The organism is Yoonia sp. SWMV100 (genome assembly GCF_056108365.1).
In genome coordinates, this window is record NZ_JBWBAQ010000005.1 from 226,593 (window position 1) to 250,306 (window position 23,714).

A 23,714-nucleotide genomic window follows, 5' to 3' on the forward strand; every position below is an offset into this window, starting at 1 on the left:
AAGTGCCCCGGCAATACAGGCCGGACACTGTCCGGCCTGTTATGTGGGATTTAGACGATTTGCAGCAACAGGGCGCGCGTGTTTTCCGCAGTCATCGCAACAGGGTTGCCGCCCGTGCTCGGGTCGATCATGGCCCCTGCAACAATCCTGTCGATATCGGGGTTTTCGATCCCCATCGCCGACAGCGTTTTGGGAATATTCATCGATGCATTCAGATCATCGACATAGGCGCAAAACCCGTCAAATCCGCCAGCTATGCCAAGGTAATTCGCGGCCATCGTCATCCGGTCCGCAATTGCGGGTTTGTTAAACTGAAGCACCGCAGGCATGCACACGGCGTTCGTGGTACCGTGGTGGGTGTGATAGATTGCGCCGATGGGGTGCGACAACGCATGGATTGCGCCCAAACCCTTTTGAAAGGCCGTCGCACCCATCGCGGCAGCAGACATCATGTTTGCCCGTGCTTCGATATCGCTGCCGTCGGCGTAAGCGCGTGGCAGGTAATCTTTGACCAACCGCATCCCTTCCAGCGCAATCCCCTGAGACATCGGGTGATAGTGCGGTGAACAAAATGCCTCGACGCAGTGGGCAAAGGCATCTAGCCCGGTACCTGCTGTGATGAATTTTGGCATCCCTACCGTCAGTTCCGGATCGCAAATCACCACGGCGGGCAGCATTTTAGGGTGGAAGATGATCTTTTTCTCGGCACTGACCGAATTGGTGATCACGGACGCGCGACCCACTTCGGACCCGGTGCCTGCGGTGGTGGGCACGGCGACGATCGGCGCAATCGCACTTGCGTCCGCGCGGGTCCACCAGTCACCGATATCCTCAAAGTCCCACAGGGGACGGCTTTGACCCGCGTAGAATGCGACCAGTTTCCCCAGATCAAGACCCGAACCGCCCCCAAACGCCACAACGCCATCGTGGCCACCATCGCGGTAGGCCATGACCCCGGCTTCGGCGTTTTTTTCGTTTGGGTTTGGGTCCACATCAGCAAAGATTGCGCGGCCCAGACCCGCCGATTCCAGCAGATCAAGCGTCTTTTGCGTGATTGCCATATCGGCAAGACCGCGGTCTGTGACCAGCAGGGGCTTTTTGATGCCCGCAGCTGCGCAGGCCTCTGCGATTTCTGCAATACGTCCTGCGCCAAACCGGATAGCGGTGGGATAGGACCAGTTGGCTTTGATCGACATTACTTTGTGACTTTCTTCATGTGGTAGGATTTCGGGCGGGTCAGGTTATGGAAGCCGATGATGGACAGGCCGCCGCCGCGACCTGTGTCTTTGCAGCCGGTCCAGCACAGCGCCGGGTCCAGATAATCGGCGCGGTTCATGAACACGGTGCCAGTTTCAAGCTGGTCAGCGATGGCTTCGGCGCGGTCGGTGTCTGTCGTCCAAAGCGATGCGGTCAGGCCATAGTCACAGTCGTTCATCAGCGCGATGGCTTCAGCATCGGATTTGACGGGCATAATACCCACAACCGGACCAAAGCTTTCTTCGCGCATGACACGCATATCGTGGGTCACATTGGTCAGGATCTGCGGCATCAGGTAGGCACCGCCATCTTGGGGGAACAGCGCAGGGTCGATGTGGGTTTTTGCGCCCGCTGCCACAGCTTCGGCGATTTGGGCGCGCACGCCATCCGCAAAACGCACCTGTGCCATTGGCCCGATGGTCGTTTCAGGATCAAGCGGGTTGCCCAGTTTATACGTGCTGACCAGCGCGACCGCTTTTTCAACAAACGCGTCAAACAGGCTTTCATGGACGTAAATCCGTTCAATCCCGCAGCAGCACTGGCCCGAGTTGAACATGGCGCCGTCCATCAGTGTGTCAACAGCGGCATCCAGATCGGCATTTTCCATGACGTAGCCCGGATCTTTGCCGCCCAGTTCAAGACCGACACCGATGAATGTGCCTGCCGCCGCTTTTTCCATCGCGGCACCACCTGCAACAGACCCGGTAAAGTTCACAAAGCCAAAAGCGCGTGCTGCGATCAGGTCCGATGTGGTGGCGTGGTCAAGGAATACGTTTTGGAACACGTCCGCAGGGATGCCTGCGGCATGGAACGCCTCGGCCATCCGTTCACCGACAACCGGGGTTTGCGACGCGTGTTTCAAAACGACGACGTTCCCGGCAATCAGTGCGGGCGCGATGGTGTTGATCGCGGTCATGAACGGATAGTTCCACGGGGCGACGACCAGCACGACACCGTGTGGCACGTATTTGATCATGCGGCGGAACGTGTCGCTTTCTTCCACGACCATCGGGGCCAGTGCTTCGTGGGCGATGGACGCCATATATTGCGACCGCTCGTTAAAACCACCAAATTCGCCGCCGTAGCGCACGGGGCGCCCCATTTGCCACGCCAGTTCCGGCACGATCTGGTCGTTCATTTCGCCGACCTTGGCGACGCCTGCCAGCACCAACGCGATGCGTTCATCCAGCGGGCGCGCGGCCCATGCGGTTTGCGCGACCTTCGCGCGTGCGACGGCTGCGTCTGCCTCGGCACGGGTCAGTGTGGGGCGTTCGGCATAAACCGACCCGTCAATCGGAGAGATACATTTGATAGTCATGGTTTAAGCCCTTTCAAAACCACGTGCGATTTCCCAATCGGTGACAACGCGGTCAAATTCTTCTTGTTCCCATTCGGCTGCGCGGGTGTAGTGGTCGATCACATCGTCGCCCATCACCGCACGCAGGAATTTCGAATTGCGGAGTGTCTCGGTTGCTTTGCGCAAAGTCTGGGGAATGTCGCCCGCTTTGGCATCTTCATAGACATCACCTGTGGTAGCGGGCGCAAGGGTCATTTTGTCTTCGATCCCTTTGATCCCGGCTGCGAGCATTGCGGCCTGCGCAAGGTAGGGGTTCAGGTCCGACCCGCCTATGCGACATTCGACGCGCACACCTTTGGTTCCATCGCCACAAAGGCGGAATCCGGCGGTGCGGTTGTCGACCGACCAGACCGTTTTTGTGGGTGCAAAGGTGCCTTTGGAAAACCGCTTGTAGCTATTCACATAGGGCGCAAGAAAATAGGTGTAGTCTGGCGCGTAGGCGATCAGCCCGGCCATGTAATGTTCCATCAATTTGGACATCCCCAGCGGTGAATCCGCGTCATAAAACGCAGGTTCGCCGTCAACCCATAGCGACTGATGCACATGCGACGAGGATCCGACGCGGGTGTGGTGCCACTTCGGAAGGAAGCTGGCGGCGTGCCCTTTTTGCCAAGCGATTTCCTTGATCGCGTGTTTCGCAATCGTGTGGTGGTCGGCGCAATCCAGCGCCGCGGCGTAGCGGATGTTCAGCTCTTCTTGACCGCTTTCGGCTTCGCCTTTTGTATTCTCGATCGGCAGGCCCGCCGCATAGAGATGATTGCGGATTGGGCGCATCACGCCTTCTTCCTTCGTGGTTTGTAGGATGTGATAGTCTTCGTTATAGCCGCTGACCGGGTCCAGATCACGAAAGCCCGACTTGCGAATCTCGTCATAGCTTTTGGCGAATAGAAAAAACTCTAACTCGGTCGCCATCATCGCGTCAAAGCCGAGCGCCTTAAGCCGGTTCACTTGCTTTTTCAGCATAGCGCGCGGGGAATGGGGGACCTCTTGGTGCGTGTGGTGATCCAGCACATCGCAAAGCACCATCGCAGTCCCTTCAAGCCACGGAACAGGGCGCAGCGTTGTCAGGTCCGGGCGCATGACGTAATCGCCATAACCCTTTTCCCAACTGGTTGACGCATAGCCGCTGGGCGTCGCCATTTCCAGATCGGTCGCCAGCAAATAGTTGCAGCAATGGGTTTCGTTGTAAGATGTTTCGACAAAGTTCACCGCATGAAACCGCTTGCCCATCAAGCGGCCCTGCATATCAACAAAACATACCAGCACGGTGTCGATGGTCCCGGCTAAGACCTGTTGTGTGAGTGCGTCGAATGTTAGCGGGGCTGGCATGGGTGTCTCCGATGAAATGTCGATGCGGCTGCCCCCGGGTTAGGGACAGCCCGTTTGTGTCAGCTTAGCCGAAAGTATAGGGCGGACCAGCTTTGCCAATCACGTCGTTGTAGTCGCGGAAAATTTGCACGATCTTGGCATTCACTTCGCCTTCTTGTGCGATTTCTTCCCAGAATACTTTGGCAGCGTCTTCGACGACGACCCATTCTTCTTGCGGAATGGAGCGTAGTTGCAGCTTGTCGCCTTTTGCGCGCAGCGATGCTTCGCCGCCCCAATACCATTGGTTGCGATAGGTGTGGCCTGCTTCGATGCCCGCCATCACGATGGCCTTGAGGTGTTCTGGCAGATCAGCCCAGCGGCCTTCGTTGACAAAGAACGACCCGATCCACGCACCCGAGATGTTGTTGGTCAGGAAGTAGTCGGTCACATTGGCCCAGCCTACGGTGTAGTCTTCGGTGATCCCCGACCACGCCATACCGTCAAGTTCGCCAGTTTGCACAGCAACTTCGGCGTCTTCGTATGGGATGGAAATTGGCACAACGCCAAACTGCGACAGGAAACGACCCGCCGTCGGGAAGGTGTAAAGCTTGAGCCCCTCAAGGTCGGCCAGCGATGTGACCTCTTTTTTGGTGTTAAAGTTACAGGGGTCTTGGCCCGCAGCGGACAACCATGTGACGCCGACCTTGGCGTATTCTTCGCGCCAGATATCAGCAAGGCCGTATTGGTTGAACAGGACGGGCACGTCCAGCGCGTGTTTGGTTGCCAGCGGGAAGTAGCCGCCAAACTGCTGCAATGGGGTCGGGGACGCCATGCTGTCGTCGTCGGAATGCACGGCGTCAATGGTGCCGCGCTGAAGCGCTTGGAACAGCTCGCCTGTTGGGACGATCTGGTCGGCGTAGAACAGTTCGATCTCCAGCTCGCCGTTGGCGGCCGTGTTGATGTAGTCGATGACGGGCTTTGTCACATGTTCACCCAATGCGGCACCCGCATAGGTTTGAAACCGCCATTTGATCGCCTCTTGGGCGCGTGCAATCGACGGTGCCGCAAGGCTGGCAGCGCCGCCAAGCGCCGCCGTGCGGATAAATTTGCGTCTCGTTGTCATGTCGTTACTCCTTGTTGGTGGGTTGATGCGCCGTTTTCGGCGTTCTTAGATTTAATTTCCGTAGACGTAGTTCGGCAGCCACAAGGCGATCTGTGGAAAGACCATCACGACAACCAGCGCTAGCACCATCACCATCACAAAAGGCACAATGGAGCGGTAGATATCTTGGATGCTGATTTCTGGCGGGGCCATGGCGCGCATCAAGAACAGGTTATAGCCAAACGGCGGTGTCATATAAGCGATTTGGCAGGTGATCGTATAAAGGATACCGTACCACACCAGATCAAAACCAAGCGCCCCGACAAGCGGCACATATAGCGGCGCGACAATTACAAGCATCGCGGTGTCGTCCAAAAACGTCCCCATCAAGATGAAAGACAACTGCATCAGGATCAGGATGACCCAAGGGCTGAGGCCGAGTTTGTCGGTGAACAGGTTTTCAATGGCCTTCACCGCGCCTAATCCGTCAAACACCGCGCCAAAGGCCAAAGCCGCCAGAATGATCCACATAAACATGCAAGTGATGGCAAGCGTGTTGCGGACCGAATTCTCGAATACCTGGCGTGTCATCCGCCCCTTCAGCACCGCGGCCATAAAGGCAGCAATCGCACCAATGGCCGAGCTTTCGACAAGTGATGTCCAGCCGCGCACAAACGGGACCATCATGACCGCAAAGATGATCAGCGGCAAAAGCCCCGCCCGCAGCAATCGCATCTTTTCGGCGCGCGGCATGTCGCGGTCTTCGGCGGGTAGGACAGGACCAAGCGACGGGTGTAGATGGCAGCGGATCACGATATAGGCGACGAAAAGTCCGGCCATCATCAAGCCCGGAAAAATCCCCGCCAGCCACAATTGTCCCACCGGTTGCCGCGCGATCATGGCATACAGCACCAGCACGACGGACGGCGGCACAAGAATGCCCAAACTTGACCCGGCTTGGATGACCCCCGTCACCATGCGTTTGTCATATCCACGCTTGAGAAGTTCCGGCAGCGCAATGGTGGACCCGATGGCCATGCCCGCAACCGACAACCCGTTCATCGCGGAAATCAGCACCATCAACCCGATGGTCCCAATCGCCAGCCCGCCCCGCAGGCCGCCCATCCAAACATGGAACATCTTATACAGGTCGTCGGCGATTTTGCTTTCCGACAATACATAGCCCATGAAAATGAACATCGGCAGGGTGAGCAGCGGATACCATTTCATCAGCTTCATTGCGGCGGAAAACCCGATGTCAAACCCGCCCTTGTCGCCCCACAGCAGCAAGGATGCGACGACGGCGACAAAACCGATCGCGCCAAACACCCGTTGCCCGGTCAGCAACATCAGCATCATTGATGAAAACATCAACGTGGCGATCATTTCATAGGACATCAGATTTCTTCCCCTTGCAGCCGCAGCACGTCTTTCAACAATTCAGACACGCATTGCAGCAGCATCAAAAACAGGCCGACGATCATCACCACTTTGATCGGCCAAAGATAGGGGCGCCACGGGCTCGAGGATTGTTCAAGGTGGCCCACCTGTTCCGACCCTGTCGCCAGACCCGCAAAAAACGAAAATGGCTCTGTACCCCAATAGCCTAGTGAATAGGCGGTCGAACTGACCGCGCCGTAGATCAGCACACCAAGATAAAAGATCAGGAACAACACGGTGAACAAATCCCACCATGCTTTTTTGCGGGGCGACCAGTCACCATAAAGCAAATCCATGCGCACATTCGATCCAAGCTGGATCGAATAGGGTCCGCCCAAAATATAATAGCCGACCATCACAAATTGGGCCATTTCCAGCGTCCATGCAGATGGCAGAAAGAATGCCTTGCTGATCGTCGACCACAGCAAAACACCCATCAGCGCAAAGATGCCGTACATCATCACCCGGCCCAGCCGGTAATTCACCGCGTCCACGCTGCGGATATAGCCATACATCATGCCACGCATTGAATAGCCCCTTTTGCGGTGGTGCGATCAGCGGCATCGGCCAGCCATGCGGCAATCATGTCGCCCATCGCCGTTTGCTGGTCTTGCGTTTGAATCAGATCGTTACGAATTTCGAGCATCACATTCAGATGCCCGCCCGGCAAAGCGTGTTCGCGCAATGTATGGGTCACGCCATGTTCGGGGCCATATGGCGCGTTGCGCAGAACCAGCGCATCAGTGTGCTGTGCCGCAGTCGCCAGCATCGCGTCGGCCAACCGACCGTCGCTATCGTGCAGAACCCCGATTTCAACCGCGCGCGGTTCGCCAAAATAGACGGGCGTAAAGCTATGGATGGTGATCAGAACCGGCGCAGGATGGACCGCTATTTGGGCCGCAAGGGCCTGCCGGAACGGGGTGTAATAGTTGGCAGCCCGGGCGGCGCGATCAACATCGCTAAGGTCGCGATTGCCCGGAATGTCGATGACTTCGCTGCGTATCGGCATCGCATCATCTGCGCTGGGCGGACGGTTGCAGTCATAGACAAGCCGCGACACAGTGCTTGCCACCAGTGGCGCGTCAAGCCGCAGTGAAAGGCGTTGCGCCACAGCCAGCGCGCCCGGGTCCCAAGCCGCGTGGCTTTGACGCGCGTCGATTGTCAGCCCCAAGTGGTGCAAGTCAGCGGGAATAAAGTGTGACGCGTGTTCGCAGACAAGCACAGCGGCAGACCCCCCTGCGGGGTTGGTGATTTCGACCGGGCTGATGGGCAGGCTTTGGGTCATAACGGCTCCGTTCATGATAAACTGCTTGCCAGCGACGCATTATGTCAACACAATTCTGATATATTTATAACAGGGCGATGTGCTTTGTTATTTATTTAATCAAATGAGGCGGCCATGTCAGACGGGGATTTTACAATTGCGGATCGAATCCAGCGCAAACTGGACGATCTGACCCGTGCCGAACGGCAGTTGGCCCATTCAATTTTGGAAAACTACCCTGCGTCGGGGCTGGGACCGCTGTCCGCCTTGGCAAAGGATGCCAACGTGTCGGTACCGACCGTGGCGCGGATGGTGCAAAAGCTAGGGTTCAACGGATACCCCGAATTTCAGGCAGAATTGCGCGAAGAACTACGGGCCAAGGTCAAAAACCCGATCGCCAAGCATGACACATGGTCCGAAAGCGCGCCATCGGGCCATGTGCTGAACCGCTTTACCGATGCTGTGATCGATAATATCCGCCACACATTGGGGCAGATTGCGCCCGACGAATTTGACCAAGCCTGTGCAATGGTCGCTGACACATCGCGGCCGCTTTATATTGTGGGCGGGCGCATTACGCATACGTTGGCGGAATACATGTTCTTGCACATGCAAGTGGTGCGGCCTGCTGTGACGCATATTCAATCCACGTCGAACGCGTGGCCGCATTATTTGCTGGATGTAAAAGAAGGTGATGTTTTTGTGGTGTTTGACCTGCGCCGCTATGAAAACAATACGCTTAAGCTGGCCGAGATGGCTCATGCGCAGGGCGCCAAAATTATCCTGTTCACCGATCAGTGGCGGTCACCCATTCATCAATTCGCCCAGATTAGTTTCAGTGGGCGCATCGTGGTGCCATCTGCATGGGATTCGGTCGCAACACTGATGCTATTGGTCGAGACAATGATCGCGGCAGTCCAGAACATCGGTTGGGACGGCACCAAAAAACGGATGGAGCGTCTGGAAGACATGTTCGATCAGACCAAGCTGTTTCGCAAGTTTACCTAAAACAGCCAAGCAAAAGTCTATGGTTCAATTTGTAGGTGTCGCATAGCGGGCAAAAGAAAACCCGGCCTTAGTCTGCGTCACTGTACTGTGCTAAAGGCACCGGGAAATCATGCGGGTCAATTTTGTGATGTGCCAACCGAGCAGCAAGGAAACTGCGTTCCTTTGGTAACCCATTAAACCGCTTTGCACAGTAGCGCTTGATCGGAGCCCAAAGATGGATCGCGACGGTATCGTCCGTCAGATATTCATTCACACGCTTGGTGTGGCGCAGCATTTTACGCCGATCTTCGAACTTCAACGGATAGTAAACATCCGTGGTTCGGGCATATTTCTTTTCGCCAGATTGGTTTAAATACGCGGTGACGCCAAGTGGGCCCCATATCCCCCACTTCATCTCTGAAACATGCATGGGCTTTCCTTGCTCTGCGCGTTCAAGGATTGGGTTCAATAGCCGGGGTGGCAACCATGTCGGAATGGGATATTCTTCTTTTGTGAACTCCAGCAGGCCATGCAGTGCGGGTGAATCCTGAGGGAGCCGCAGCACTGCACCGTTGATTTGTCCCCAATTGAATTTCTCGGAGAAAAACTCATATCCAAAGACATGGCTTTCATCCCCTGGAAACGGGCGCACTGAATAGACATCTGTGTCGACATAGATGATGTCCGGATCCTTAAGAAGCATATGGAACCGGAACAAATCAGAGAAGAGCGCCACGCTGCCGCTGCGACCGTGGGTGATGAAGTTGTCAGTTGATAGGACGGTATTCCCGTCACGCACTTCAACCCCGTCTGGAATGCCAAGGACTTCGCCGTAAGTATAAAGGATTGTATGATGCCCCTGATCAACAAAAGATTTCAGGCAAAGCTGTTCAAGCCAAGTAAGCGATCCGCCGATCCAAAGTGCGCCAACAGGGGGAAGATCAGCCATAGCTCTGCCTTATCAGGGAGGTTTTCATTGGGAGGCACCTCTACCGTATAGTTGTTTTTGCCGCAACAATGTTTGCCTGCTCTGCTCTTAAAGACAGGGCGAATGTGGCTTGATACAGCAGGGGGTAGTGTGGGAAAACCGTGCAACCGCAAAGATTGGTAGGTGACTGGTGACTAAAGAACGCTTTCTCATTGTGACGACAATGAAGAACGAGGGGCCGTTTATGCTCGAATGGATCGCATTTAACCTTGCGATCGGATTCGACGATTTTTTGATTTACACCAATGATTGCGCGGATGGCACCGACGCCATCGCGACCCGGTTACAAGACTTGGGTATCGCAACGCATGTGGACAACAACGACCGTAACATTGGCCATAAAGGCCGCGAAATGTCACCACAGCGCGCTGCATTGCGTCTGGCCCCCAAAACCGAACACTATGCTGCTGCCGATTGGGTAATCTGCGCGGACGCGGACGAGTTTCTGAATATCCGTTGCGGCATGTCGCTGACCGATTTGGTCGCAAAAAGCGGGCCGTCGGATGCGATTTCATTATGTTGGAAGCTGTTCGGGAATGGCAGCCGGCGCCACTATGAAGACATGCCCATTACAGAACAGTTTTTTGGCTGCGCCCCCGAGGATCGGTTTACGAATTTCCGCGGTGCGGGCCTAAAGACGTTGTTCCGGAACAACGGAACCTTTGAACGCATGGGGGTTCATCGCCCCTATATCAAAAATCACAAATCGAGCGATCCGGAAAAGCGGCCTGATTATTCGGGGATCAGCTGGCGTGATGCTGGCGGGAATGCGGTTGATGCCAGCAGCGTGACATGGCGCACATGGAGCGGGTTTCAGCACGACTTTGCGCGGTTGCACCACTATGCAATTCGCAGCTCCGATAGCTTTTTGGTGAAACGCGACCGTGGGCGGACGAACCATATCAATATGGATCAGGGCCAAGAATATTTTGACGCGATGAACACCAACTACGAGCGCGACTATACCATTCTGAATCACGTGCCGGGGATGCTGGATGCGTTGGCGAAGCTGCGGACTGACAAGGTGCTGATGGATCTGCATGCCGCTGCGGTCGACTGGCACCGTGCAAAAATCGCAGACATCAAGGCGCGGGGCGATTGGGATGCCTTCATTGGGATGGTTTACGACCATCCGGGACGCGCCGGAAAACCTGCACGTAAGGCTGCAGGCGCACCGGACGCATGATCAAAACGCATATCCTGATGTGAATCGGCATGATTACCCGGTTTTGCGATTGGCGCGTTGAAACTGCATCAAAAGTAGCGGATGATCCGGCGGATTAAGTCGCGCCATTACAAAGATTTATAGCCCCGGACCATGACTTTCGATCAGTTCAAAACCGAGATGATTAGCCTGCTGCCGCGTTTGCAGCGGTTTGCGATCAGCCTGACCCGCTCGCGCCCGGATGCTGACGATCTTTTGCAAGAGGCATGCGCTACTGCACTGCAAAAGTGGGAACAATATGATCCGTCGTACCCGCTGGATCGCTGGATGTTCAGAGTTGTCCGCAATCTTTGGGTCAGTGAAATCCGCAAACGCAAGGTGCGCCAAGGCGAAGGACAGGTTGATGCTGAATCTGCGTCAGGGTTGCATGCGCCCGGCAGCACCGAAGACGCGATGATCGCACAGCAAGTGCGGTGCAAGGTGACCGACCTTGATCCTGACTTATCACAGCCATTGCTGCTGGTTTGCGCGGAAGGCTATAGTTACCGTGAAGTGTCAGATTTGCTGAGTATCCCGATTGGCACTGTGATGAGCCGCATTCACCGTGCGCGCAAGTTGCTTATGTCGAGCCTTTCGGAGGGGAGTTAGTGACGCCATGATCGACTTTTCGCAAAAACTAAGCGCCTATCTGGATGGCGAGCTGGATAGCGGCGAAGCCGCGCTTGTCGAAGCACGTCTAGAAACAGACCCGGCCGCCCGCGCCGAGATGGATGCGTTATTGGAGGCGGATCAAAGTGCCCAAACCCAGTTTGACGCGCAATTGGCGGACCCGGTGTGGTTTGCCTTGGCCCAAAAAATTACGGCGACCCAGCCGCCTGAACGTCCTGTAATCGCCGCCCGCCCGATCTGGGGCACACTGGCCGCAGGTTTGGTGATTTTTGCTTTGGGTGGCCTTGGTGGTTATCTGGTTAAGGGGCAAGCCATACCCGTCCAAACCGCGGGGTGGTTGGACGCCATCGCAGAATATCATGCTGTTTATGCGGGTCAGGGACGCCATTTGGTCGAGGTCAGCGCGGACGAATCTGACCACATAGAAACTTGGCTTGGCACCACGGTGGGAACCCGTTTTTCGATCCCGGACCTGTCGGGTTTTGACCTTACGTTCGAGGGGGCGCGCCTGTTGGTGGCGAACGGCAAACCTGTCGCGCAACTGATGTATCGAACGCCAGACGGCGCAGTGATCGCGCTTTGCCTGCAACGCAACACCGGTCTGATAGATGGCGCCCCGACGTTCGATGAACGGATGATCGACGGATTCGATTTTGTGTCGTGGAGCGCAGATGGCGCAGACTACGTGGTCATCGGCCCCGAAGGCCGACCCGACCTAACCGCAATCGCAGCACAGGCCGCAGTGGATATCTGATCACCAGCTTATACTGTGGAAATGGCCGGCCCGTGCGCGACCAGCGCCGTCATTTCTTATCACGGGCGGCTTTTTCTTCTTTTGTCAGCTTGTTGTTCCACGCATTATTGCTCAGGCCTAATTCGCTTGGCAGTGGTTTGGTTTTGCCGACACTGATTTTGCCGCCTTTATTCAAAAACTCCTGAATAAGTGCATCATCGGTGGTCTCTTTTGGAACATGTTTCATAAATACACACCTACCCGCATGCGCGCCTGCTTGTCACGTCCCATCTGGCGCGCACCCTTGCATTCGCGAACCGAGCACGCGCCGTTTCGGGGCTGCCGAAAGTGATATGAAATGTACAATTACACGCGTGGTCTGACACGCGCGCTGATCTTTGGTATATTTGTCCGGCCAGTCACCACCAGATTTGCGCTACTTTGATTGGGGACTTATTTTCGTAAGGCCGTGACTGTTTTTTATTTGTAGAGGTGGGATTTCCTAAGAAATCTCGTTAGCTCTGAGAAAACCCATCAAACGGAGATGTCCCGTTGCCCAACACTGCTTACATGCGTACCAATCTTTCCAAACAGTATCATCTTACCCTGTCACCGCGTTCGACGGTGCAAGCGCAGAAAATCTATGACCAAGCAAACTGACCGTTTCATCTGGTCGAACCATTCAAACATCGAACCGGGCGAAAACGCCGGGGATCGATTGAAATCTGCGCGTCTGTCGTCATCAAATACCAACCACCTCCGCAGTTTAAAGATGCTGGAAGAAATTCGTGCGTTGGTGCAAGGCGGATCATCTTTTCGGATGCAGCCCGACGGCCCGAAGGCAATCGCGTCCGACGACGCAGCATGTGGTGGCATCCTTGAATGCGCGACATCGGGAAGCAGCGGCGCGCCCAAAATAATACGCAGGTCGCATCGTTCTTGGATTGCCAGTTTTGAAGTGAACGCGGGGCTTTTTGGTTTGGCGCCCGGTGACACCTATGCTGTCCTTGGGTCGCTGGAGCATTCATTATCGCTTTATGGGTGTTTGGAAGCCGTTCATATTGGTGCTAATCTGTCTATGCTGGCTGGTCTTCGCGCTGATAAGCAGCTGATTATGCTAGAGAAAAATTGCGTCACGACGCTATATGCAACACCGACGCAACTTGACAACCTAGTGGCGTTGGCTGGCGTCGATCGTCAGTTAACGCGGATGAGGCAAATTTTTATTGGCGGGGGTGCCTTCAGCCCGGCATTGGCTGAAAAGTGCCGCGTTATTTTCCCCCACGCCAATTTGAGCCCGTTCTACGGGGCGTCTGAAACAAGCTTTATTGCGATGGCTACCGCCGAAAGCCCGGAAGGGTCCGTTGGCACCGCATATCCCGGGGTCGACATATCAATTCGCGCGGAAACAGGGCAATTCACAAACGGGATTGGCGAAATATGGGTGCGCAGCCCTTATCTGTTCACCAGCTATGCCGAACCCGTTGCAAGTGATACGCGGCATCAGGATGGATTTGTGACTGTCGGGGAATATGGCTTTTTGGACCAGCGCGGGAACCTTTTCATCAAAGGACGGAAAAGCCGGATGGTGACGGTTTCAGATCAGAACGTTTTCCCCGATGAGATCGAGCAGTTCCTATCCGCGCACTACAAAACAGGCCCGCTTGCCGTTGTGCCCGTGCCCGACGACAAACGCGGTCACAGGTTGGCCGTCGTGGCGACCGATCAGGCGGGCAGGGCGGAGCTTGAGGGCGTCATAGAGCTTTGCCGCAAAACTCTGGGGGTGCATCGCACACCAAAGTACATATTCTTTGCAAAATCCCTTCCGCAACTGGCATCAGGGAAACCTGACTATGCCCAGATTAGTTCTTGGATCGAAGACCAGCTGTGACCAAATCATTCATCCTATCGGCAGTCAGAAGCGCAGTCGTGCCACGCGGGGGTGGTTTTGCAGACTTGTCCATTCAGGACTTGGCCAAACCAGTTATTCTGGAATGTCTGAACAGAAGCGGAGTGGATGCTGAAAGTATTGGTGAAATTATCGTTGGAAATGCGCTTGGGGCAGGCGGCAACCCGGCACGACTGATTTCACTTGCCGCAGGGTTTAAAGAGCAAATCGCGGGCCTGACGATTGATCGGCAATGCTGCAGCGGACTGGATGCCATCGCTTTGGCCGATGTAATGATTAGATCGGGGCAGGCGCGTGTCGTAATCGCGGGGGGCGTTGAAAGCTATTCCCGCCGCCCGTTGCGGGCGCAGACTTTTCCCGATGCCCGCCCGCCTGTCGCCTACGATCGGCCGCCATTTACGCCTTGGCCAGATCGCGACCCGGATATGGCGTCTGCAGCAGATCAGCTAGCAATAGATTTTGGTATTTCACGCGAAGAACAGGACGCATGGGCCGTTGCCAGTCATCAAAAGGCAGTGTCTGCGCACGACAGGCTGACGGCAGAAATCGTCGCAATCAAAAACATCGCAAATGACGCATTCACCCGAAACTTGTCTAAAAAGACATGCGCGCGCGCGACACCGATCGTGGGCAGTATCACACCAGCAAATTCCAGTGTCGCGGCGGATGCGGCGGCTTTCTGTATCGTGGTCTGCCAAGATGTTGCGCGGTCGTTGCAAGGGCGCGGCGTCGAAATCGTATCGGGGCGGACCATTGGTGGCCAGCCGGATCGTCCGGGCATCGCCCCGGTTGCGGCAATCCAAAAGGTGCTAAGCGACGGAAATCTTTTGCCGCGCGATATTAATGTAAGCGAGATAATGGAAGCATACGCCGCCCAAGCCATTGCATGCGTTTCTCAAGCGGGTCTGGACATAGATCGCACCAACCTCGGCGGTGGGTCGCTTGCACGCGGTCACCCCATTGGGGCTTCTGGTGCAATCAACGCGGTACGTCTTTATCACGAATTGATCCGCGCTGGCGGGAATGGCATCGCCGCAATTGCCTCTGCCGGAGGCTTGGGGACCGCACTGCTGTTGCGTGCTTAATCGTCGAAGCCTGCGAAACTTGAAAAGCTGTCTAGCGCATCGCGATCTGTCCGGAACTGGTTGACCGGTTCAGATTCGTCCGCGATACCCAATGCGATCCCGCAGACGACAATTTCGTCATCCGGCAAACCTAACGTGGTATGCACCAGATCGCCATAATTTGCCAATGCGCCGATGCCACTTGTGGCATAGCCCTTTGCCTCGGCCGACAAGAAAAGCGCCATCAACGCCATGCCAAGGTCCATAAAGCAGCCCTTGCCCATGTCTTTGTGGATCGTGACGACGATACCGACAGGCGCATCAAAAAACCTGTAGTTCTGATGAAACTGATCTTTGCGGCCGGTGATGTCCCGACGATCGATGCCAAGCGCAGAATAGAGAGCATACCCAGCCGCGCGCTGTTTGGCTTTCAGGTCGGCTGGCATCGGGTCTGGGAAGTATGAATATTGTGACACGGGCGGTCGCCCTGCGGTCACTGCCTCTCGCAACACCGATTTCAGGTTATCAAGCGCATTGCCTGACAACACATGAAATTTGCCCGGTTGCAGGTTTGCGCCGCTCGGTGCGAGGCGTGCAAGTGTCAGTATTTGCGCGACATCTTCTTGTAACAAAGATGTCGCTTTGAATTTTCGAACGGACCGCCGTTTTTTCAGCAGATGTTCAACGTCAGACGTCATCATGCGCGCGATAGAACGCTCTTGGGTCGGGCTTTGGCAAGCGCTGCGGTTATGAAGCCCGCGAGAACCGCTTTGATACCATCACCAGGCAAAAAGGCCCCCATGACAAGCGTGGATTCGACGATGGATTTTTCCATCACGATCGCGAAGCCGATGATGCCGAAAACGTAAAGTACGATGATCCCGCCAACGACCGAAGCGACCCCGGCGACAAGTGGCAAAGGTGCCGTGCGCCATTTCTCGACGATCAGACCTGTCACAAATGCGGCCACGGGAAATCCGATCAAGAAGCCCGCTGTTGGCGACACGAAAAGGCCAAGCCCGCCCCGTCCGCCGGCCAGCAACGGAAGGCCCAATGCGACGAGAAGTAGAAACAGAAGCACCGCCAAAGCACCACGTTTAGATCCTAAAACGGTGCCGCAAAGCATAACACCAAGACTTTGCGCTGTGATGGGAATGCCAAACGCCAAAGTGAATTTGGGGATCAACCCTAATGCGGCAATAAGAGCAGCAAAAAGGGCAATAAGGGCTAAGTTTCGTTCCATGTTCGTTTTCCTTTTTGGGGGTCTAGAGGCCGCCGCGCGCCTTTAACGCGTCGGCCACATGTTCTGCATCATCAATTGCTAATACCGTGAACGGCATGACTATTCGCCAACTGGGTTTCTTGTGTGATCTGGCGGACCATGACTGCGCAAGCTGTCCGCCTTTGTCGATCAGCGCAGGCGTGAACCTGACAACCAGCGCAATACCTATTTCCAGCGCGCGGGTGTTCAGCCCGAACGCCCGCAGCGGCGCCGACAGCCACCGTATCACGTCAATCATCTGCGATAGCTTTGTGGTCATTGTGACCAGATTTGCCATCGCCACGGCCGACAAAAGCCTAAGTGTCACAATCAGGCCTTCAACCTGTGCGCCGATCACAACGTGCCAAATCAAGACCAGACCAACGAAAGGCCACAGCGCGACAAGCCGTTTCATTCCGGACGTAAAGAACCGTGCCCCGGGCAAACAATACAGCACGAGACATGCCGCAAATACCAGCGCATGAAAGCTAAGCGATTCTTGCGAGAACAGGACAACCGTCGCAAGGCACAATGAACCAAGTTTCAGTCCCGCAGGCCAGCGATGCGCCCATGTTTCAACCGGCGAGGTGAGAGATATCATCCTGGCCTCCGAGGTCATTCATGTGTTTCGTGAAAGCAGACAGCGTTGCGGTTGCAGCGCCATCTTGCTTGATTTTCCCATTGTCCAGCCAAATGACCCGATCGTAGTCCTGCAGGCTCTCTGGGCTATGCGAAATGTGGACCAACGCGGCATCAATACGATCAAAATAACGCGTCAGCTGCAAACGCGTTGGCATATCCAAGCCCGAGAAAGGTTCATCGAGAATGACGACTTTGGGCTGCATCGCGATGATCGCCATCAAGCAAACCAGTTGCTTTTGGCCTTGTGACAGTTGATGGGTTGCGGCCTTCGCCCAGTGCCGCTTGTCGAACGCGCTAAGAACAACGGAAACCTCATGCTCTGTATCGGCTTTTGAAAGGCCCATCTGAAGCAGCCCAAAACCAAGCTCTTCTTCGACGGTTGGAAAGATGATTTGATGATCCGGATTCTGAAACAAAATACCAACCGTCCGAAGCGCGGCTTTGCGGTCATTGGCAACATCGATACCGCAGACGCGAACTTCACCCTGATCCGGCGCGACAAGGCCGGACAGGACCCGCGCAAAAGTGGTCTTTCCAGACCCATTCCGGCCAACGATGCCGATCCGTTTTTCGAAAACGGACAACCCAACACCGTGCAACAGCGTGTTTCCATCTCGCGATAGGGAAACACGCGTCATTTCAAATGTTGCTGAAAGGCCATCGGACTCTGAAATCAACGGGTTCCCGTTCATATTTGTCTCGCTTTGAACGTCAGCAGGCTGATGCACGCGACACATACCCGTCGACAAAAGAAAACGCAACGCCGACCGTCGTGCGCGTCGCCGCGTCGGACAGTTTTGGCCTGCCGCCATCGTCGATGTGTGATGCGGTGCGCAGCAACGACAGCTTTCCGCCAGTTGCGGATCCTGACAACACTGGCGTCAAAAATCTAAACCAAGATCGACGGTAGGCGCGGAATGCGTCAATGCACCGGACGAGATGTAATCGACGCCAGTTGCCGCGATCGACGCAATGCGATTTTTGGTGACGTTGCCGCTGGCTTCGGTTTTCAACCTCCCGTTTACAAGGGTGACTGCCGCGCGCAGCATATCGTTGCTCATATTGTCCAGCAGCACAACCGACGCCCCGCCGACCTCCAGGACTTCAGCCAGCTGATCCAGCCGGTCTACTTCTATTTCAACGGCCATCATATGGCTCGCATAGGCCATCGAGGCTTCAAGAACCTGCCGCACGCCACCGGCCGCCGCGATGTGGTTATCCTTGATCAAGATCGCATCGGACAAAGAATATCGATGGTTAAATCCGCCACCATGCAGCACGGCCAGCTTTTCGACTAACCGCAGGCCCGGCGTGGTTTTGCGGGTACATGTCACGCGCGCCTTGGTGCCAGCGGCCTCGGCAACGAATGAGGCCGTCTTGGTCGCGATGCCTGTCAAACGCCCTGCGAAATTCAGTGCGACCCGCTCTGCTGACAAGATCGACGCGGCACTGCCTTCGATCGTCATGAGAGTGTCACCCGCGTTGCAGGGTTGACCGTCAGCGATATGTGTCTTGATTTCCAGCGTCGCATCCACAAGGTGGAACGCGATCCGCGCCACTTGCATGCCTGACACAATGGCATCAGCACGGGCGTTCAGGCATGCCGCATATCTGGTGTCGGCTGGGATGACAGCGCGCGTCGTCACATCACCATAGCTGCCCAGATCTTCCATCAACGCATTGCGGATCATCGGCTCTAGGATCAAGTCAGGAACGTTTGAAAAGCTCATGATGCTTCCTCGCAAATTTTGGATCGTATCGCCAATGCGTCTTTCAGCGTAAGCCGCGACCGTTGGCCAGCGCCGGGCAGGCTTTCGGGAAAGTCGGACCGGGAATGTGCCCCGCGGCTTTCTTCGCGGCGCAATGCAGATACCGTGATCAGCGTGGCTGTCGCGGTCATATTCAGAAACGACACACTGGTGTTGTTCGCCCCTTCGAGCGCCGCGATCTTGCGCAGGGCGGACTTTAGGCCGTCTGCATTGCGCACGACGCCGACATGGTCGGTCATTGTATGGCGCAGCTCGGCCACCGAGGCTGGATCTGGCGGCGTTCCGCCTTGTTCGAAGGCGATAGCAATCGGTGGGGCCGTTGTTTCAGGTACCGCTGCCGCGATGCCATCAGCGCAGATGCGGGCAAAAACCAACGCTTCAAGAAGCCCGTTTGACGCCAGCCGATTGGCGCCATGAAGACCGGTTGACGATGCTTCGCCACAAACCCAAAGATTGCCCAAGGACGCGCGCCCTTCGGTGTCGGTTGCGATCCCGCCCATGTGATAGTGCGCAGCCGCTGCCACGGGAATAGGGTCGATTGCGGGGTCGATCCCGTTGCGCGCGCAGGCGTCTGCCACAGCCGGATATTTTGTCTTGATCGCCTCGCCCAGCACGTCACGCGTATCAAGAACAGGACGCAGCCCGGCTTTTGTTTGCGCAAAGATCGCACGGGCCACGATGTCACGTGGCGCCAGTTCCGCATCAGGATGCAAAGCCTGCATGAACCGTTCGCCGCGATTATTGGTCAGGATTGCGCCTTCGCCCCTTAGGGCCTCTGTGGCGAGAGGCGCAGGGTCTTCACCAACGTCGATGGCGGTTGGATGAAACTGCACAAATTCAGCATCTGCAATGATCGCACCGGCACGCGCCGCCAATCCGATGACTTGACCACGGATACGCGGTGGATTTGTCGTCAATGCAAAAAGCCCACCAGAGCCACCCCCGGCCAGCAAAACAGCGCTGCCGCGCAGCATCACAGGTGCAGAGCAATGGTCATCGGACGATTGAACGGCAACGCCAGTGACGCGTCCGTCTGAAACCTCAAGTTCGAGCGCCATCGTACCTTCCAGGACCTGGATGGATGGTGTGTCGCGCACACGTTCGATCAGGGCGGCCATGATTTCAGCACCCGCTTGGTCGCCCTTGACGCGCACCACCCGTGCAAAGCTATGGGCGGCTTCGCGCGACATGACGTAATCGCCGTTCTCCGTGCGATCAAAGGGTGTTCCGAGCGCGGTCAAATGAAGGATGTGCGCGCGTGCTTCTTGTGTGACAAGGGTGGCAACCTCCACATCAACCGTTCCATCACCCGCTTCGACAGTGTCTGCCGCATGGCTTTGCGCGCTATCGGCCGCGTCCATTGCAGCCGCGACCCCGCCTTGTGCCCAAGCCGAGCTTGCCCCGGCGCCCAGACTTTCAGGCGAGATCATCACAACCGGTCGCGGTGCGAGCCGGAGCGCAGTGTAAAGGGCCCCAAGGCCTGCGCCGACAATGACGATCCGGTCAGTTTGAATGGTTTTCATGTGGTTTATAGACCCAGCTTGCGCGACATATCGATCATCGCCTGCACCGATGCGCGGGCCTTTTCGCCAACGAGCGGATCGACGAAAACTTCGTTTTCGCCAGTGTGAAGCACCCATAGGATCTTTTCGAGTGAGATTTTTTTCATGTAAGGGCACATGTTGCAGGGACCGACAAAATCTACCTCTGGCAACTGATCAGAAATATTGGATGCCATGGAACATTCAGTAATCAGCATCGCCTTTTCGGGTTTTTCGTCGGTAACATATTTGATGATCCCGCTGGTCGAACCTGAAAAGTCTGCTTCTGCCACGACGTCTGGCGGACATTCGGGGTGCGCGATCAATCGCGTGCCGGGGTTCCACGCGCGGAAGTCACGCAAATCTTTGGCGGTGTATTGTTCGTGCACGATGCAGGAGCCGGGCCAATAGACCACGTTCTTATGGCTTTTGTTGGCCACGTTCTGTGCCAGATACCTATCCGGTGTCATGATGACCGTGTCGCTATTCATCGCATTGACGATCTGCAGCGCATTTGAGGACGTACAGCAAATGTCGGACGCCGCCTTTACCTCAGCGGTTGTGTTCACATAGGTCACAACCGGCGCGCCAGGATATTTGGCGCGCATTTCCGCGATGCCTTCCGCAGTAATGCTTTCTGCGAGCGAACACCCGGCTTCCATATCAGGCATCAACACGGTCTTTTCCGGGCATAAAATCTTGGTGGTCTCGGCCATGAAATGCACACCGGCCTGAACGATCACCGCGGCGTCGACCTCTTGTGCCTTCATCGCGATCTGCAAACTGTCGCCCACGTAATCCGATACGCCATGAAAAATCTCGGGCGTCATGTAGTTGTGCCCTAAAATAACGGCATTGCGTTCTTTTTTCAGCGCGTTAATCGCTTTCACGTAAGGTGCATAAATTGCCCAGTCCGGCGGTGTCACAACGCGCGCCATGCGGGCATACGTGTCTGCCATCGCCTCCGCGACGTCGGATGAAGGGGTCAGATCATAGTGGTCTGACAGAACGGAACGAACGTGTGGCAAGTCTAGCATGTCGCATCTTTCCAACTAATTTTGGTATCTAATACATGCTAAATAACGGCAGGCCAACATCTGCTGGTCAGGGTTTATATTTTCGACGCGGATCCGCGCTGCGCTAACGGCCGCTGCGCACGCAGCACGCATAAAATTTGAATTCAAACATCGCGCATATTGTTGTCATGGGGGTCGCGATAGATCGTACCGGGCAGCGTTGAACTGCCGTGATTTCTTATCCGCTGCTGATCATTAGCGTCGAAAGGCTGCCTCACACCGCATCCTTTCCGTTAAGTCGTCCGGCTTCCGATAATTCCCACAGTGTCCGCTTCTGTCACAGTATGCAGGTCGCCAACATAAGCTACTCAAATAACTGGATTTTTCGAAGCCGCCGATTTCCCTACAAAAAAAGAAAACGATACCGCCATAAAGGATCGATTATGGGTGTTTAACAATGCGGTGTAGCGAGCCACGTGATTTGATCCTTGAGCGGCAGCTAAGCCATTGATTTTTGGTAGGTCGAACTGCAAACGAAGCATCTAAGTGACCCTTTTTGCCACATAGATTGACTCGGGAACCGAGAATTTGACAGTGAACAGCAAAAAGGGCCAGCAACCGCTGACCCCTTATGTCATCTTCAGTGTTTTAGAGGGTGTTCATACTTCTCGGAAATATATTCGGCTGCCGCCATTTACGACGGGCGTTGGTAAAACGTTCCTTGCCGCCAAATGCTGTGCGAGGGGACCCGGTGTTCGCTTTTGTGTCGCGGCCAACTCCGCAAGTGAGACGTACTGCGAACGAAATTCCGCAACAGACTGCGCTGTTACAATTGCGATCTCTCGGTCTTTGACGGGCCAACTGATCTTTTCGACCTTCAGTACATCGGCATCAATTAGTTTCGTGACTGTGTTTGTTGAAACGTTTAGCGCCATGGCGGCGTTGCCGATCGACAAGCCGAGATCACGCGGTGGATCAAGCAACTTGCGCAGGCTGCATAAATCGATGCCAGCGCATTTGAACCCAACGTGGACGCCGCAGCGTTTTCCTGAAGCGAGGCGTCCTGTTAGAACCATCTCGACAATATGCTCGATACTGCTGCGAGTTCTGTGTGCCGCAGTGGGAATGTCGATCAGTTTTTCGAGCGGCAATCTATCGACGCGCTTGCCGCACAAGCTCGAAACGAAGCGCTTAAGATGAATCTCAGAAAAGCGTGGCCAATCGGTGCCGGGTTTAACCAGATGAGAGATCCATCCCTGTCCGACCAAACGTGAGACAATGTTTCGGTCCATGTCGAGGTATCGCGCGGCTTGCCCAATATCCATGGTGCCGACCGTTTCGAAGACGATCTCCTCAATCACAGCATTTGGGATGTAAGCGCCGATCCTTGGAGTTTGCGATCCTGGCACCTGTCTGGCCAGCCCGCGATCGACGAGGCATCTTCCGAGCATCTTGTTTGAAATTCCATATCGCCGACTTGCAGTGCAAATCGTGTGTAACTTCTGTTCGGAACAGGGCACGCCAAGCACAAGAGCGCCTGGTTTGACGGGGAAATTGTCAAATACGAACTGGCGGACGTGATCGCGAATTTCGTCGAATTCGGGCCCGTCATCACGATCGCGAAGCCATTGGTAGAACACGCGATACTTGCTGCGATAGAGCTGGTACTCGATCGGATTCCTATTCTGGATCTGTTTCAGCTTTCTGGTCAGTGCATCCTTGCCTGCGCGAAGCACCCGAAAACCGGCTGCGCCCGCCACAACCCACTCTTTCGGAGTCGTCTCGTGTCGAACTGCATCGGCACCTTTGATCAGAAGAAGCCCGAAGTTTTCGCAGAGCTGTGCTGCGACATGAAATTGAAGCGAATTCAACCAATCTGGACCTTCGCCACCGCGAATTCGGCCGAATAGATAATTTTCAAGCACAAGGTCGTCGTGACGAATGGTTTCCGTCGTAAGTTGGTTCTTGCCAGCGAAATGGACCCGAAACCTCGAATGGGTGTCTTCACAGTCATTCGAATGTACCAAGCTGTCGATCTCACTCAGAACGCAATGATGGATATGGCAGGTGCGTACGGAGGTTAGCAGCCAATTGGATCGCTGGTATGGTCCATATAGACTGTCTGAATAGCCCCTAGTTTCCTAGACACCTTCTTGGTTCGCATTATGCTGTCTATTTTCAAAGTCGACGGGCGACAGCATACCGTTTCTGGCATGTTTGCGTTTCGGGTTATAGAACATTT

The 23,714-nt window shown here is 55.4% G+C and carries 25 protein-coding genes; 6 read left to right on the forward strand and 19 right to left on the reverse strand.

The genetic code is table 11. The features are described from left to right. Nucleotides 1-50: 50 nt before the first annotated feature. From ACXJGX_RS13190 to ACXJGX_RS13220, 7 genes are all read right to left on the reverse strand, one after another. Nucleotides 51-1,196, reverse strand: coding sequence for an iron-containing alcohol dehydrogenase (locus ACXJGX_RS13190; protein WP_474782419.1), 1,146 nt, complete (start codon nucleotides 1,194-1,196; stop codon nucleotides 51-53). Further along, complete coding sequence (locus ACXJGX_RS13195) at nucleotides 1,196-2,575, reverse strand: aldehyde dehydrogenase family protein (RefSeq protein WP_474782421.1); 1,380 nt, start codon at nucleotides 2,573-2,575, stop codon at nucleotides 1,196-1,198. The genes ACXJGX_RS13190 and ACXJGX_RS13195 overlap by 1 nt, the downstream gene beginning before the upstream one ends. Nucleotides 2,576-2,578: 3 nt before the next feature. Beyond that, nucleotides 2,579-3,943 carry a glutamine synthetase family protein gene (locus ACXJGX_RS13200; protein ID WP_474782423.1) on the reverse strand — a complete coding sequence of 455 codons (1,365 nt, stop codon included), beginning with the start codon at nucleotides 3,941-3,943 and terminating at the stop codon, nucleotides 2,579-2,581. Between the two features lie 64 nt (nucleotides 3,944-4,007). After that, a complete protein-coding gene (locus ACXJGX_RS13205; protein ID WP_474782425.1) occupies nucleotides 4,008-5,045 on the reverse strand; it encodes a TRAP transporter substrate-binding protein in 1,038 nt (345 codons plus the stop codon). Between the two features lie 51 nt (nucleotides 5,046-5,096). Continuing rightward, a complete protein-coding gene (locus ACXJGX_RS13210; RefSeq protein ID WP_474782427.1) occupies nucleotides 5,097-6,422 on the reverse strand; it encodes a TRAP transporter large permease in 1,326 nt (441 codons plus the stop codon). Next, nucleotides 6,422-6,991 carry a TRAP transporter small permease subunit gene (locus ACXJGX_RS13215; RefSeq protein WP_474782429.1) on the reverse strand — a complete coding sequence of 190 codons (570 nt, stop codon included), beginning with the start codon at nucleotides 6,989-6,991 and terminating at the stop codon, nucleotides 6,422-6,424. Before ACXJGX_RS13215 ends, ACXJGX_RS13210 begins: the two co-directional genes overlap by 1 nt. After that, nucleotides 6,979-7,764 (reverse strand): N-formylglutamate amidohydrolase, encoded by a 786-nt coding sequence (locus tag ACXJGX_RS13220; protein ID WP_474782431.1) that lies wholly within the window; start codon nucleotides 7,762-7,764, stop codon nucleotides 6,979-6,981. The genes ACXJGX_RS13215 and ACXJGX_RS13220 overlap by 13 nt, the downstream gene beginning before the upstream one ends. Nucleotides 7,765-7,863: 99 nt before the next feature. Between ACXJGX_RS13220 and ACXJGX_RS13225 the strand changes: the two genes are divergently transcribed. Then, nucleotides 7,864-8,736, forward strand: a complete 873-nt coding sequence (locus ACXJGX_RS13225; RefSeq protein ID WP_474782433.1) for a MurR/RpiR family transcriptional regulator — start codon at nucleotides 7,864-7,866, stop codon at nucleotides 8,734-8,736. A gap of 67 nt (nucleotides 8,737-8,803) precedes the next feature. On the opposite strand, the gene ACXJGX_RS13230 is transcribed toward ACXJGX_RS13225, so the two are convergent. Further along, nucleotides 8,804-9,664: a hypothetical protein gene (locus ACXJGX_RS13230; protein ID WP_474782435.1), complete on the reverse strand. Its 861-nt coding sequence runs from the start codon at nucleotides 9,662-9,664 to the stop codon at nucleotides 8,804-8,806. A gap of 169 nt (nucleotides 9,665-9,833) precedes the next feature. On the opposite strand from ACXJGX_RS13230, the gene ACXJGX_RS13235 reads away from it, so the two are divergent. The 3 genes from ACXJGX_RS13235 (at nucleotide 9,834) to ACXJGX_RS13245 (ending at nucleotide 12,291) form a co-directional block, all read left to right on the forward strand. After that, a complete protein-coding gene (locus tag ACXJGX_RS13235) occupies nucleotides 9,834-10,889 on the forward strand; it encodes a glycosyltransferase family 2 protein (protein WP_474782437.1) in 1,056 nt (351 codons plus the stop codon). 132 nt (nucleotides 10,890-11,021) lie between these two features. Next, nucleotides 11,022-11,516, forward strand: coding sequence for an RNA polymerase sigma factor (locus ACXJGX_RS13240; protein WP_474782439.1), 495 nt, complete (start codon nucleotides 11,022-11,024; stop codon nucleotides 11,514-11,516). A gap of 7 nt (nucleotides 11,517-11,523) precedes the next feature. After that, nucleotides 11,524-12,291 carry an anti-sigma factor family protein gene (locus ACXJGX_RS13245; RefSeq protein WP_474782441.1) on the forward strand — a complete coding sequence of 256 codons (768 nt, stop codon included), beginning with the start codon at nucleotides 11,524-11,526 and terminating at the stop codon, nucleotides 12,289-12,291. 49 nt (nucleotides 12,292-12,340) lie between these two features. Here ACXJGX_RS13245 and ACXJGX_RS13250 read toward each other — a convergent pair whose 3' ends face one another. After that, complete coding sequence (locus ACXJGX_RS13250) at nucleotides 12,341-12,517, reverse strand: hypothetical protein (RefSeq protein WP_474782443.1); 177 nt, start codon at nucleotides 12,515-12,517, stop codon at nucleotides 12,341-12,343. A gap of 396 nt (nucleotides 12,518-12,913) precedes the next feature. Here ACXJGX_RS13250 and ACXJGX_RS13255 point away from each other — a divergent pair, with 396 nt between their 5' ends. Further along, nucleotides 12,914-14,161: an AMP-binding protein gene (locus tag ACXJGX_RS13255; RefSeq protein WP_474782445.1), complete on the forward strand. Its 1,248-nt coding sequence runs from the start codon at nucleotides 12,914-12,916 to the stop codon at nucleotides 14,159-14,161. Further along, nucleotides 14,158-15,264, forward strand: a complete 1,107-nt coding sequence (locus ACXJGX_RS13260) for a thiolase family protein (protein WP_474782447.1) — start codon at nucleotides 14,158-14,160, stop codon at nucleotides 15,262-15,264. Before ACXJGX_RS13255 ends, ACXJGX_RS13260 begins: the two co-directional genes overlap by 4 nt. On the opposite strand, the gene ACXJGX_RS13265 is transcribed toward ACXJGX_RS13260, so the two are convergent. The 10 genes from ACXJGX_RS13265 to ACXJGX_RS13310 all read right to left on the reverse strand — a co-directional run bounded on the left by ACXJGX_RS13265 (nucleotide 15,261) and on the right by ACXJGX_RS13310 (nucleotide 23,499). Next, nucleotides 15,261-15,944, reverse strand: a complete 684-nt coding sequence (locus tag ACXJGX_RS13265; protein ID WP_474782449.1) for a nitroreductase — start codon at nucleotides 15,942-15,944, stop codon at nucleotides 15,261-15,263. The two genes, ACXJGX_RS13260 and ACXJGX_RS13265, sit on opposite strands and share 4 nt — an antisense overlap. Continuing rightward, entirely contained in the window at nucleotides 15,941-16,486 is a 546-nt protein-coding gene (locus ACXJGX_RS13270) for a biotin transporter BioY (RefSeq protein ID WP_474782451.1), read from the reverse strand. Before ACXJGX_RS13270 ends, ACXJGX_RS13265 begins: the two co-directional genes overlap by 4 nt. Before the next feature lie 22 nt (nucleotides 16,487-16,508). After that, nucleotides 16,509-17,105 carry an energy-coupling factor transporter transmembrane component T family protein gene (locus tag ACXJGX_RS13275; RefSeq protein ID WP_474782453.1) on the reverse strand — a complete coding sequence of 199 codons (597 nt, stop codon included), beginning with the start codon at nucleotides 17,103-17,105 and terminating at the stop codon, nucleotides 16,509-16,511. Beyond that, the gene (locus tag ACXJGX_RS13280) at nucleotides 17,080-17,784 is read right to left on the reverse strand and encodes an energy-coupling factor ABC transporter ATP-binding protein (protein ID WP_474782455.1); all 705 of its coding nucleotides are present in this window, start codon (nucleotides 17,782-17,784) and stop codon (nucleotides 17,080-17,082) included. The genes ACXJGX_RS13275 and ACXJGX_RS13280 overlap by 26 nt, the downstream gene beginning before the upstream one ends. Nucleotides 17,785-17,857: 73 nt before the next feature. Further along, nucleotides 17,858-18,019 (reverse strand): hypothetical protein, encoded by a 162-nt coding sequence (locus tag ACXJGX_RS13285; protein WP_474782457.1) that lies wholly within the window; start codon nucleotides 18,017-18,019, stop codon nucleotides 17,858-17,860. Nucleotides 18,020-18,027: 8 nt separating this feature from the next. Continuing rightward, on the reverse strand, nucleotides 18,028-18,876 hold the full coding sequence (gene nadC / locus ACXJGX_RS13290; protein ID WP_474782459.1) for a carboxylating nicotinate-nucleotide diphosphorylase: 849 nt from the start codon (nucleotides 18,874-18,876) through the stop codon (nucleotides 18,028-18,030). Further along, complete coding sequence (locus ACXJGX_RS13295) at nucleotides 18,873-20,438, reverse strand: L-aspartate oxidase (RefSeq protein WP_474782461.1); 1,566 nt, start codon at nucleotides 20,436-20,438, stop codon at nucleotides 18,873-18,875. The genes nadC and ACXJGX_RS13295 overlap by 4 nt, the downstream gene beginning before the upstream one ends. Nucleotides 20,439-20,443: 5 nt before the next feature. Continuing rightward, nucleotides 20,444-21,493 carry a quinolinate synthase NadA gene (gene nadA / locus ACXJGX_RS13300; protein WP_474782463.1) on the reverse strand — a complete coding sequence of 350 codons (1,050 nt, stop codon included), beginning with the start codon at nucleotides 21,491-21,493 and terminating at the stop codon, nucleotides 20,444-20,446. 347 nt (nucleotides 21,494-21,840) lie between these two features. After that, nucleotides 21,841-22,014: a hypothetical protein gene (locus ACXJGX_RS13305; RefSeq protein ID WP_474782465.1), complete on the reverse strand. Its 174-nt coding sequence runs from the start codon at nucleotides 22,012-22,014 to the stop codon at nucleotides 21,841-21,843. Between the two features lie 117 nt (nucleotides 22,015-22,131). Next, a complete protein-coding gene (locus ACXJGX_RS13310) occupies nucleotides 22,132-23,499 on the reverse strand; it encodes a hypothetical protein (RefSeq protein ID WP_474782467.1) in 1,368 nt (455 codons plus the stop codon). Nucleotides 23,500-23,714 lie beyond the last annotated feature (215 nt).